Here is an 11,690-nt window from a genome sequence, read left to right as displayed (position 1 = left end):
GAAGGTCTTCCTTAACCATCTCGGGACAAGATCGCCCGGTCAGCTGCTTGCGGGGTGCAGATGCGTTACGCGACATTCATGATTGGACTGCTTGGCTTCATCCTGGGCGCAGGCGCCTGGGTGGCGGAGGGCTTGGCAAGCCAGTCGAGCCTGCGCCTCGCCTGCAACGATTTCCCGCCGCATAAGATCGCCCATCCGGTCGACGATGGCCTCGCCGGCTTCGACGTCGACATCATTTCCGAGGCGCTGAAGCGCATGGGACAGTCCGTTGAGGTCTCGTTCATGCCCTGGAAGCGCGCCTTGGAGATGGCCGAACGCGGAACCTATGACGGGCTTTGCTCCTGCTCCTACACCAAGGAGCGCGAGGCCAAGCTCCTGTTCAGCGACAGATTAGGCGCGGTTTCCGTGGGGCTGTTCGCCCGCAATGAGGATGTGTTGTCCGGTATCGCGGCGATCGCCGATCTCAGGGGTCACAAAGTGGCGACCGTCGGCGGCTACAATCTGGAGTCTGAATTGATTGACGCTGGCGCCGATGTTGAGGCTACCTCGAGCGACAAGAATGCGCTCGACATGCTGGTTGCCGGCAATGTCGATCTGTTCTACGGCTACGAACTCACGACCAAGCACTTCATCGCGTCGGATCCGCATACCGGCCGCATCGCCTACAAGGAAATCCGCCACAATCCCTATTACTTCTGCCTCAGCCGCGCCATGCCAGGCGCCGAAGCGGCGATGCAAGGCTTCAACCAGAGCCTGTCCGCGATGGCGAAGGACGGCTCGATCCAGCTCATCCTCGATCGGTACCACGTCACGTTCCGCTAGACGGGTACGCCTCCCCAGCCTACGCTCCTGACGTCATGACCGTGCCACGCATGGCAGGCACGAGGATGACGGAATGTACATCAAGGGACGGGAACGCCGCTTGACCGACCGTTATGACGAGCCGCGCGACTTGGGGTCACCGCCCAGCCTGGCGGAGATGGAATCGATCGCTTATCAGGAGTTCGAGCACATCCCCGAAGAGCTGCGCAGCCGCTGTGTCGGTGTCGCGATCCGGGTGGAGGATTTCGCGGACGACGAGATCCTCGATGACATGGACATCGAATCGCCGTTCGATCTCATGGGCCTCTATCAGGGCATCCCGCTGACCCAGCAGAGCACGATGGATATCCGCCATCAGCCCGACATCATCCATCTCTACCGCCGTCCGATCCTGGACTACTGGTGCGAGGGGGATGACGACCTGCGCGCCGTCGTGCGTCACGTCCTGATCCACGAGATCGGGCATCATTTTGGATTCTCCGACGAGGACATGGACCGCATCGAGGCTGCGGCCGCCGAGAATGCCTGAGCCGCGCGCGTGCATGATTGCACGCCGACAATGATCCTCTTGGCCGCATTGCGCTGACGGCACTACCATGCCGCCGCTGCAAAACCCGCGAGATGGGGCATGTCATGAAACCGCAATCCAGTTCCATCCAGTCTTCCTCGCGCCGGCAGGTCGTGGTCGGCCTCGCCGGGCTATCGCTGGCCGCGCTGCTCGCCGATCCGGCGAAAGTCGCCAGGGCAGCCGCGTCGCTGCAGACCGTCACCACCAAGACGCCATCGGGGCGATCTGTCTCCGCCGCGCTTGCGGTGCCGGACCAGAAACCGGCCGCGGCAGTCATGCTGGTCCACGAGTGGTGGGGCCTCAACGACCAGATCAAGTCGGTTGCTTCGGAGATCGCCAAGCAGGGCTATCTCGGGCTCGCCGTCGATCTCTATGGCGGCAAATCCGCAAGCACGCCGGCGGATGCGGAGAAACTGATGAAGGGGGTGGTGCCGGCGGAGGCGAGCGAGGCCATGTCGACCTGGATCGATTGGCTGCGCCAGCATCCCGATTGCACCGGCAAGGTCGCGTCGATCGGCTGGTGCTTCGGCGGCGGCATGGCGCTGCAGGCCGCGCTCGATCGCCCGCTGGATGCCGCGGTGATCTATTACGGCAATGTCGCGCGCTCTCCCGATGAGCTCAAGTCCCTGAAGGGGCCCGTCCTCGGCCAGTTCGCCAACCAGGATCAGTGGATCAATCCTGCGATGGTGGACGGCTTCGAGGCGGCGATGAAGCAGGCCGGCAAGGTGCTGGAGGTGCACCGCTACGACGCCGACCACGCTTTCGCCAATCCCACCGGCGATCACTACGATGCCGCCGATGCGCGCACAGCATGGGACCGCACCGTCGCCTTCCTCAAATCGACACTTGGATAGCGTCGATGCTGATCGCACAGATTTCGGACACGCATATCCGGCCCAAGGGCGTGCTGGCGATGGGCCGCGTGGATACAGCCGGTCACCTCGCGCGGGCCGTTGCGCATCTCACCGCGCTGCGTCCCGCGCCCGACGTCGTGCTGGTGACTGGCGACCTGGTCGATGCCGGCATGGCGGAGGAATACGCGCATTTTCGCGAGCTGCTGGCGCCGCTCCGCATGCCGGTCTATCTCATCCCTGGCAACCACGATCTGCGCGATCCACTGCGCGCTGTCTTCGCGGAGCACCGCTATCTGCCGTCCGGCGACTTTATCCAATACGTCGTCGATGACAAGCCAGTGCGCCTGATCGCGCTGGACACGCTGACGCCGGGCGCACCGCACGGCGAATTGTGCGAAGAGCGGCTCGACTGGCTGGAAGCTCGGCTCGGCGAATCCGATCGGCCAACTATTCTCTTCATGCATCACCCGCCGTTCGAATGCGGCATGAAGGAATTCGACGAGGCACGTCTCAATGTCGGCGCCGATCGGTTGGCGGCGATCGTGAGCGATCATCCCAATATCGAGCGCATCCTATGCGGCCACGTCCATCGGCCGATCCAGATGCGCTGGGCCGGCACCATCGCTTCGGTCGCGCCGAGCACGGCGCACCAGGCGACGCTCGACCTCTCGCCTGATGCGCCCTTGATGTATTCGATGGATCCGCCAGCGGTCGCCCTGCACCAGTGGCGGCCTGGCGCCGGGTTGGTCACGCATTTCAGCTATGTCGGCGAATACGATGGACCGTATCCGTTCTAGCCGTCTTCAGTTCACGGTACTCGGTGCGTCGGTCGCTTTGGGCGGCTTGCTGGTGGTGGGAGCGAGGCTGTCGGGCGGCACATCGCCCATCAGGGCCTTGGCGGATTTCGGCGGCAGATCCTTGGTCCACTGGCAGACCGCACTGCCATCATTCGTGTTGAACGAGCAGTCGACCGTTTGACCGCTCGGGAGCGTGCAGCGGATGCCGCCGCCCGGTGCTTGCGAGCTGGTCCCGCCCATGCTCTGGCAATTGCTGACGAACTTCTGGGGCGACAGGCTGACGATCGCGAAGCCCGGTTTCGCCAAAGCGGGTGCAGTCACGCCCGCAATGCCGGCGACACAGGTCAGCAGCCCGATCACGCGTGCTGTGGATAGCGTCATGCGTTCCTCCATACGGCCATCGGCCGAAAGCCAGTAGGATCTGGCGTTGTTGGAGGTAACACGAAAAATGCTAATAAAATGTGCGAACTATCACAGTAACTGGAAGAAATTGTGCGAGTTCACGCAGTTTGTGGTCAGCTTGGTCGGGTGATTGTCAGGAAGGCCGCGCCGAACTGCTCCAGCTTGCGCGGCCCGACGCCGCCGATTTGGCGCATTTCGTCCAGTGAGGTCGGGCGGACCCGCGCCATCTCGATCAGTGTCGCGTCCGGAAACACCACATAGGCCGGCACCTGCTGGGTGCGGGCGAGATCGAGGCGCAGAGCCTTCAGTCTGGCCAACAGCGCTGGATCGACATCGCCGCCGATGCCGGCTGCAGCGCGCGCAGCACGGCGCGATGCGCGCGCGGCTTTCTTGCCCGGCTCGCGAAAGAAGAACGGCATCTCGCCTTTGAGGATCGCGCGTCCGCGCTCGGTGATCTCGAGCCCGCCATATTTCGCGATGTTGATGGCGATCTGCCCGCCCGCCACCGCCTGGCGCACCAGAGACTGCCAGTACTGCTTCGGAAACTCCTTGCCCACGCCATAGGTCGGCAGCCGGTCATGGCCGCGCTCGCGCACCTTGTCGGTCTCGGCGCCGAGCAGCACGTCGACGACATGGCCGGCGCCGAAAGCCTGCCCGGTGCGATAGATGGCGGAGAGCAGCATCTGCGCCTGCCGCGTCGCGTCAACGAGAGTCGGCGGGCTGAGGCAATTGTCGCAATTCCCGCACGGTCCCGTCTTCTCATCGAAATAGCCGAGCAACGCGATGCGCCTGCACTCCGCCGATTCGCAATAGGCGATCAGCGCATCCAGCCGCCGATGCTCGCGCCGCCGGTGTTCTTCGTCCTTGCCTTCCTCCTCGATGAAGGTCCGGCGCAGGCGGAGATCGTCATAGCCGTAGAGCAGCATCGTCTCCGCCGGCTCGCCGTCGCGCCCCGCGCGCCCGATCTCCTGGTAATAGGCCTCCATGCTGGCCGGCAGGTTCAAGTGGCAGACGTAGCGGATGTCCGGCTTATCGATCCCCATGCCGAAGGCGATGGTCGCCACCATCACCGCCTCGTTCTCGCTCATGAAGCGGTCCTGGTTGCGCTTGCGCACGTTGGCGTCCTGGCCGGCGTGATAGGGGATGGCATTCCATCCCTGCTCCTGGAGGAACTCGGCGACCTCTTCGGTGAACTTGCGCGACAGGCAATAGACAATGCCCGACTGCCCCTTCTTGTCGGCCAGGAATGCCAGCAGTTGGCGCGACCAATGAGTCTTGTGCGCGACGCCCAGGCGCAGGTTCGGCCGGTCGAATCCGTGCACAATGGTGCGGCTCTCGCCCTTGAACAGCTTCCGCGCGATGTCCGCGCGCGTCGCCTTGTCGGCCGTAGCCGTAAAGGCGGCGATGCGCGCATCCGGGAACAGGTCCTTCAAGCGCGACAGCTGTTCGTACTCGGGCCGGAAGCTCGGCCCCCATTTGGAGATGCAGTGCGCCTCGTCGACGACGAAGAGATGTGGATCGAGCCGGTGCAAGGCCGCGAGCATGTTGTCCGTCATCAGCCGCTCTGGCGCCAGATAGAGCAGCTTGGCGTTGCCGGACGTGACCTTGCGCCACTCCGCAATTTGCACCTCGCGGTTCATGCCCGAATGGATGCACGCCGCCTCCACGCCATCCGCGCGCAATCCGGCGACCTGGTCGTCCATCAGCGCCATCAGCGGCGACACCACGATGGTCGGCTTCTCGAGGATCAGGGCTGGGATCTGGTAGCACAACGACTTGCCGGATCCCGTCGGCATCACCGCCAGCACATTCTCGCCCGCGAGGATGAGATCGATGATCTCCTCCTGCCCTGGGCGGAAGGATGTATAGCCGAAGATGTCATGGAGGATTTGGGCGGAAGTCGTCATGGCGCGGAGATTACCCGAACGCCAGCGCCGGGTCATCGACTACCTGCGCACTACAAGGTTTGTCATCTCGGCCGAACCGCGCAACGGCGCGAGCCGGCAACTGCCTGGCGGCCTTTGGCCAGTCTCACTCCTGCCGCAGTGTGAAGGCCATCTCTCGTCCGTCATCAAGGATCGCGGCTACCTTGATGTTCGCCGGGTCCGTCCTGTCGTAGGTGAGCGGGCCGGACCTGCCGTTGCTGCAGGTCATCGTGCCGCTGCCCGTGCTGCCCGACGATTCGAATGTATGCGCACAGCGCGAATAGCGGTGGGCGATGCTGTCTGCATGGGCGACATAACGGCGCTCGACACCGGAGCAACTCAGCGAGGCGGCTTGTGACGGCTCTTCTCCGAATGCACGGAGATTGCCGCGGCAAACGGCAGTCGTGGAGGAAACCTCCGGAAAGCCCGTTCCCGCGTTCTGTGATGAAGCGCAGCCGCTGAGCAGGGCTGCCGCGACTGCTCCCATGAGCCATGCGGCATCAGACATGCGGGCCATTGGCAATCCCCCAAACTTGAAGCGCAGCGCGCGTTACCGGCGCTGCTGATATCAGTGCGCCATCACCCAGCGCCGCGCGGCCTGGCGGCCCTTGGCGCCGGCGTCTTCTTCGAACAGGGCGGCGAGCTGTTCCAGCACGGTGCCGCCCAGTTGCTCGGCGTCGACGATGGTGACGGCTCGGCGGTAGTAGCGCGTGACGTCGTGGCCGATGCCGATCGCGAGCAGCTCGACCGGTGACTTGGTCTCGATCCAGTCGATCACTTCGCGCAGGTGATGCTCCAGGTAGTTGCCCGGATTGACCGAGAGCGTTGAATCGTCCACCGGCGCGCCGTCGGAGATCACCATCAGGATCCGGCGCTGCTCGGTGCGCTGGATCAGGCGGTTGTGCGCCCAGAGCAGCGCCTCGCCGTCGATGTTCTCCTTGAGGATGCCCTCGCGCAGCATGAGGCCCAGGTTCTTGCGCGCGCGCCGCCACGGCGCGTCGGCGGCCTTGTAGACGATGTGGCGCAGATCGTTGAGCCGCCCGGGATTGGCCGGCTTGCCGGCATTGATCCAGGCCTCGCGCGACTGCCCCCCTTTCCACATGCGCGTGGTGAAGCCGAGGATCTCGACCTTCACGCCGCAGCGCTCCAAGGTGCGCGCCAGGATATCGCCGGTCATGGCGGCAACCGTGATCGGCCGGCCGCGCATGGAGCCGGAATTGTCGATGAGGAGCGTGACGACCGTGTCGCGGAACTCCGTATCGGTCTCGCGCTTGTAGGAGAGCGGCAGGTCCGGGTTCACGATCACCCGCGGCAGGCGCTTGCTGTCGAGCAAACCTTCCTCGAGATCGAAGATCCAGGAGCGGTTCTGCTTGGCGAGCAGACGGCGCTGCAGCCGGTTGGCGAGCTTCGCCACCACCGTCTGCAACGCATGCAGCTGCTGATCGAGCAGCGCGCGCAGGCGCGTGAGCTCGTCCGGATCGCACAACTCCTGCGCCTCCACCTGCTCGTCGAACTGGGTGGTGAAGCTCTTGTAGGCCGGCTCGTTGCGGCGCTTGTGGATCGGCTCGTCATTGCGACGGCCGGGATTGCCGGGCTGCTCCTCGCCGCCCTGGGCCGGCATCTCCATTTCCTGCTCGCCCGAATCCATCTCCTCGGCCTCGGCTTCCGCCTCCTGCTGGGCGTCCATCTCGGTCGTGGATTCGGATTGCTGCTGCTTGCCGCTCTTCTGTTGCGGCTGCTGCTGCTTGTTCGGGTCCTGCTGGTCCTGGTCCTCCTGGTCGTCGCGCTCGCTCTCCAGCTCCTCGTCGGTCTGCTCAAGCTCCATATCGGCGAGCAGGCGCCGGACGGCCTTCGCGAAATTGCGCTGGTTGGAGAGCTTGTCCTTGAGCCCCGCGACATCGTCCAGGACCTTCTGCGCGAAATCGGTGCGCCAGGCATTGACCATGGCGCGCGCGGAGTCCGGAACGGCATCGCCGCTCAAGGCCTCGCGCACCATCAGGCGCATGACCTCGGCCAGGTTGCCTTCCTCGCGCGTGTTGACGCGGGCATAGCCCTTGATCCGGCACTGCTCCTCGAGGGCGGCGCGCAGGTTCTGCTTCACACCCGCCATCTTGCGGGAGCCGATCGCCTCGTAGCGCGCCTGCTCGACCGCGTTGAACACGTCGCGCGCCAATGGCGTCTTCGGGCATTCCTTGGCATGGACCCGCGCATTGTGATGCTTGAGCTTCAGCGCGATCGCATCTGCTTCGCCGCGGGTCTGCGCCATCTCGCCGGCGGGCAGGGCCTTGGAGGGCAGAGGCAGCCGCGCCTCGCTGCCCAGCAAGGCGGCCGGGCCGGGGGCGAAGGTCGCCTGCAGGTCGTTGCGTTCCGCGATCGCGCGCATCGTCGCGCCCGTCGCGCGGCGGAACTCCTCGATCGCGTTGGCCGGCTTGTTCGTCATTGCACCAACCGCGTCAGGCGAGCTGCACCTTGCCCACGACGTCCTTCAGGTCGGTGCCGAAGCAGCGCTGGAAGTATTCGGCCACGACCGGGCGCTCCAGCTCGTCGCACTTGTTGAGGAACGAGACGCGGAATGCGAAGCCGATATCGCCGAAGATGCGCGTATTCTCGGCCCAGGTAATGACAGTGCGCGGGCTCATGACGGTCGAGATGTCGCCGTTGATGAAGCCGGCCCGCGTCAGCTCCGCGCAGCTGACCATCGCCTTGATGGTCTTGCGGCCCGTGTCGTTGTCGTAGGTCGGCGACTTCGACAGAACGATGCCGACCTCATCGTCGTGTGGCAAATAGTTCAGCGTCGCGACGATGTTCCAGCGGTCCATCTGGCCCTGGTTGATCTGCTGGGTGCCGTGATAGAGGCCGGTGGTGTCGCCAAGCCCCACCGTGTTCGAGGTAGAGAACAAGCGGAAGGCGGGATGCGGGCGGATGACGCGGTTCTGGTCGAGCAGCGTCAGCTTGCCTTCGACCTCCAGCACGCGCTGGATCACGAACATCACGTCCGGCCGGCCGGCATCGTATTCGTCGAATACCAGGGCGGTCGGGTGCTGCAGCGCCCAGGGCAGCAGGCCTTCGCGGTATTCCGTCACCTGCTTGCCGTCGCGCAGCACGATCGCGTCCTTGCCGATCAGGTCGATGCGGCTGATGTGGCTGTCGAGATTGACGCGGATGCACGGCCAGTTGAGGCGCGCCGCCACCTGTTCGATGTGGGTCGACTTGCCGGTGCCGTGATAGCCCTGGATCATGACACGGCGGTTGTAGGCAAAGCCGGCCAGAATCGCCATCGTGGTGTCATGATCGAAGCGATAGCTCTCATCGACATCCGGCACATGCTCGGTCTTCTGGCTGAAGCCGGGCACCTGCATCTCGGAATCGAGCCCGAAGACCTGACGCACCGAAATGGTGATGTCGGGCAACGTTGAAGTTTCCGCTGGCGCGGCGGTTATATTCGCCATCTCCAAAATCCTGATTTCCTTGATTGCGGGTTGGTTTTACCGGATTCCGGTCAATCCGGCTAGGCCACAGCCGACGTGGGGAATTGCGCCAGCGTCAACCCTGCAATGCGAATATGGGCCGAAATCGTCCCGATTCAACCAAGTGCCGCGGCTTTCAGCGTGCTGTAGGCCTGGTTCACCACCTTCAACCGCTCTTCGGCGGATTTGTCGCCGCCATTGGCGTCTGGATGCAGCTTCTTGACCAGCGCCCGGTAGCGGGCGCGGATCTCCTGCATGGTGACCGGCGCGGTCAAGTCCAGCACCCCCAATGCCTGCTCTTCCTTGCTGAGCTTGGCATTGCGCCGGCGCATCTCGCGTTCGCGCTGCGCCTTGGCATGGGCCCCATTCAGCGCTTCCGCGACGTCCTCCGGAATGAACTCCGAATGCACTGTATAGGGTCGCCCGCGCGGCCCATGAGAGCCCCACTTGCCCAGCGGCCAGGTGGGCCGTCCGCCGACCACGTCGTTGCGCACGTGGCGCTCGATCTCCGCCTGGCTCATGCCCGCGTAATAGTCCCACGCCTTGTTGTAGTCGCGCACATGGTCCAGGCAGAACCAGAAATACTCGTTGAGCTGCGTGCGCGATTTCGGCGCGCGATAGACGCCGGGCAGCTCGCAATCGGGATGCTGACAATGGGTCGGCTGCGGCGGCGTCTCCGGCTCATAGAAGCGCGGCCGCCGCTTGCGCGCGCCCTCGCCGGGCGCCGATTGCGTCGCCGCGCCTTGCCGCACATTTTGAGTGCCAACTCTGCTCATCGTCACAGTATGGGAATTGACCGCGCCACAAGCAAGGAAAAGGCGCAACTGGCCGCAGGTCAGCGGCGCCGCGCGTCGCCCATCACGATCGCGGCCACACCAAGCAGGATCAGAACGCCCCCAAGAATGAGGCTCACCGGCAATGCTTCGCCGAGCCACAGAGTCGATGCGATCAAGCCCCACGCGGGCACGGCAAGGAAGGACAGCGATACCGTGGTCGAGGGCAACGCACGCTGAATGCTCACCGACGCCCAGAACGCGAACGCGGTTGCAAGCGGCCCATTATACACGAGCATGGCGACCAATTGCCACGACCATTCGGCGCGGAACGGCCCTTCAAGAGCCCATGCAACGAAGCAGGCCGGCACGATCAAGAGCGCCATTTGAAATGGCGCGAGCTGCAGCGGCGACAAATGCCAGCGGTGCCGCCGCGTATGCAGAATCGCGATCGCCCACATGCCGGCGCCGATCAGCAGCAGAAAATTCCCGATCAGCACATTTCGATCCGACCAGTCGATGCTGGCGGGATTGAGGAGCACGACCAGGCCGACAAGCCCCAGCGCCATGCCGAGCAGCTTCCAGCGTGTCAATCGCTCGCCGAACACCAGGATCGCTGCCGGCAGCACCCACAAAGGTGTGGTGTAGGAGAGGATCGCGGATCGGCCAGCCGGCACGAACTGCAGGCCAATGGTCGTCAAGCCCATGAACAGCCACATCTGGAACACCGAGACCGAGCAGATGACCGGCCAGTCGGCGCGCGTCGGTTTCTCCAGGCGCCCGGTTGCCAGCAGCAGCGCGAACAGGCAGATGGCGCCGACTGCAAGCCGCGTGACCACGAACCAGAGCGGCGGCATCGCCTGCACGACCATCTTCATGATCGGCCAGTTGGCGCCCCAGATCAGCACCAGCGCGGCCAGCACCGCATAGGCCGTGCCGCGGGACAGGGGAACACTGGTCTTGACGGAAGAAATCGCTGAATCGTTCAAAGGCTGTCTTGCGTATTGGCTGGACTGCCTGCTAGGCAATCGTACTATGGTTTCCAGTTTTGAGGGCCGCACTATGGGCCAGGTTGCCGACCGGATCGAACGCAAATTGCGCATGGCATTCCAGCCGGAATCGCTGGACGTCATCGATGAAACAAACCAGCATCACGGTCATGCTGGCTGGCGCGAAAGCGGCGAGACGCATTTCCGTGTTGAGATCATTGCAAGCGCGTTTGCCGGCAAGTCCCGCGTCGAACGCCAGCGCGCAGTCTACGAGGTGCTGGCGGAAGAACTCGCCGGTCCGGTGCATGCGCTCGCGCTGACCGCAAACGCGCCGGCGACGTGAGCCGTGCTCTCGCCATAGTCTCCGTTCTGTCATCCCGGCCCTGAGCCGGGATCCATTGTTCCGCCGCACGAGCGGTTGATGGATGGACCCCGCCTCGCGCTGCGCTTGGCCGGGGTGACGAAGAATAAGTGACTACTTTCGCTCTTCGTAGAACTGTGGAAAGTGCGTCTGCACGATTTCACCGTCGCTCGCCAGCGCGTGGCAGGAATCGATGAAGCCGGGCCTGCGTCCTGGCGCAGTCTCGCGGTCCGGCGGGCCCTCGCTCGTGCTCAAGCCCGCTTCGCGCTTCCGGCGCTCCTGCCAGCCGTAGATCGTCTGGAAGGCGACGGTCGCCATCGCGCGCAGCATCTCGACATGATGTACGCAGCCGTTCCGCCCACCGAATTTCTCGCGCAGGATGCGCGACCAGCCGCGGCCCACGCGCTCGCCCTTCAACGCCGCGAAGGCCGGTGTGATCGCCGGGCAGATCTCGTACGGGCCAGCCGCTGTCACACATTCGACATCCCGGATGACGAAGTGCTCGTCCAACGTCAGGCGGATGCGCATGTCGTGGATCGGCTCGCCCGCGTCGATGGTCTCGCGCCACTCATTGGGGAAAGCATAGCTCTTGGTGTCCGTCATCCGCCCTTCGATGTCGAACAGGTCATCGGTGCGACGGTAGCCCGCGAACTGGTAGTTCCGGAAATGCTGCGCCTCGCGCGCCACCGGCGCGCTCAGTTCGGCGCTCGTGGAATTCGCCATGATGATCTC

At 64.3% G+C, this 11,690-nt stretch carries 13 protein-coding genes; 5 read left to right on the top strand and 8 right to left on the bottom strand.

Annotated elements, in window-relative coordinates; translation table 11 throughout:
* The first annotated feature begins 78 nt into the window (after positions 1-78).
* The 4 genes from DTX69_RS00595 to DTX69_RS00580 all read left to right on the top strand — a co-directional run bounded on the left by DTX69_RS00595 (position 79) and on the right by DTX69_RS00580 (position 3,041).
* Positions 79-822 (top strand): substrate-binding periplasmic protein, encoded by a 744-nt coding sequence (locus DTX69_RS00595; protein WP_162916471.1) that lies wholly within the window; start codon positions 79-81, stop codon positions 820-822.
* Between the two features lie 73 nt (positions 823-895).
* A complete protein-coding gene (locus DTX69_RS00590) occupies positions 896-1,351 on the top strand; it encodes a metallopeptidase family protein (RefSeq protein WP_119299549.1) in 456 nt (151 codons plus the stop codon).
* A gap of 104 nt (positions 1,352-1,455) precedes the next feature.
* Positions 1,456-2,244 (top strand): dienelactone hydrolase family protein, encoded by a 789-nt coding sequence (locus DTX69_RS00585; protein ID WP_284735467.1) that lies wholly within the window; start codon positions 1,456-1,458, stop codon positions 2,242-2,244.
* 5 nt (positions 2,245-2,249) lie between these two features.
* Positions 2,250-3,041, top strand: a complete 792-nt coding sequence (locus DTX69_RS00580; protein ID WP_119299547.1) for a phosphodiesterase — start codon at positions 2,250-2,252, stop codon at positions 3,039-3,041.
* Between the two features lie 6 nt (positions 3,042-3,047).
* Here DTX69_RS00580 and DTX69_RS00575 read toward each other — a convergent pair whose 3' ends face one another.
* The 7 genes from DTX69_RS00575 to DTX69_RS00545 all read right to left on the bottom strand — a co-directional run bounded on the left by DTX69_RS00575 (position 3,048) and on the right by DTX69_RS00545 (position 10,597).
* A complete protein-coding gene (locus DTX69_RS00575) occupies positions 3,048-3,422 on the bottom strand; it encodes a hypothetical protein (protein WP_162916469.1) in 375 nt (124 codons plus the stop codon).
* A gap of 134 nt (positions 3,423-3,556) precedes the next feature.
* Positions 3,557-5,350, bottom strand: coding sequence for a DNA helicase RecQ (gene recQ, locus DTX69_RS00570; protein ID WP_284735466.1), 1,794 nt, complete (start codon positions 5,348-5,350; stop codon positions 3,557-3,559).
* A 124-nt stretch (positions 5,351-5,474) separates the two neighbouring features.
* Positions 5,475-5,885, bottom strand: coding sequence for a hypothetical protein (locus DTX69_RS00565; protein WP_119299544.1), 411 nt, complete (start codon positions 5,883-5,885; stop codon positions 5,475-5,477).
* 51 nt (positions 5,886-5,936) lie between these two features.
* On the bottom strand, positions 5,937-7,808 hold the full coding sequence (gene cobT / locus DTX69_RS00560) for a cobaltochelatase subunit CobT (RefSeq protein WP_119299543.1): 1,872 nt from the start codon (positions 7,806-7,808) through the stop codon (positions 5,937-5,939).
* Positions 7,809-7,821: 13 nt separating this feature from the next.
* On the bottom strand, positions 7,822-8,817 hold the full coding sequence (gene cobS / locus DTX69_RS00555) for a cobaltochelatase subunit CobS (RefSeq protein ID WP_119299542.1): 996 nt from the start codon (positions 8,815-8,817) through the stop codon (positions 7,822-7,824).
* Positions 8,818-8,951: 134 nt separating this feature from the next.
* Entirely contained in the window at positions 8,952-9,611 is a 660-nt protein-coding gene (locus tag DTX69_RS00550) for a J domain-containing protein (RefSeq protein ID WP_119299541.1), read from the bottom strand.
* 59 nt (positions 9,612-9,670) lie between these two features.
* The gene (locus tag DTX69_RS00545; RefSeq protein WP_284735465.1) at positions 9,671-10,597 is read right to left on the bottom strand and encodes a DMT family transporter; all 927 of its coding nucleotides are present in this window, start codon (positions 10,595-10,597) and stop codon (positions 9,671-9,673) included.
* Here DTX69_RS00545 and DTX69_RS00540 point away from each other — a divergent pair.
* A complete protein-coding gene (locus DTX69_RS00540; protein WP_322090868.1) occupies positions 10,569-10,940 on the top strand; it encodes a BolA family protein in 372 nt (123 codons plus the stop codon). The two genes, DTX69_RS00545 and DTX69_RS00540, sit on opposite strands and share 29 nt — an antisense overlap.
* A gap of 132 nt (positions 10,941-11,072) precedes the next feature.
* On the opposite strand, the gene DTX69_RS00535 is transcribed toward DTX69_RS00540, so the two are convergent.
* Entirely contained in the window at positions 11,073-11,681 is a 609-nt protein-coding gene (locus DTX69_RS00535; protein WP_119299540.1) for a DUF2889 domain-containing protein, read from the bottom strand.
* Positions 11,682-11,690: the final 9 nt, after the last annotated feature.

The organism is Dongia deserti (assembly GCF_003574735.1).
GTDB lineage: Bacteria > Pseudomonadota > Alphaproteobacteria > Dongiales > Dongiaceae > Dongia_A > Dongia_A deserti.
This window is presented reverse-complemented; position numbering and strand designations above follow the sequence as displayed.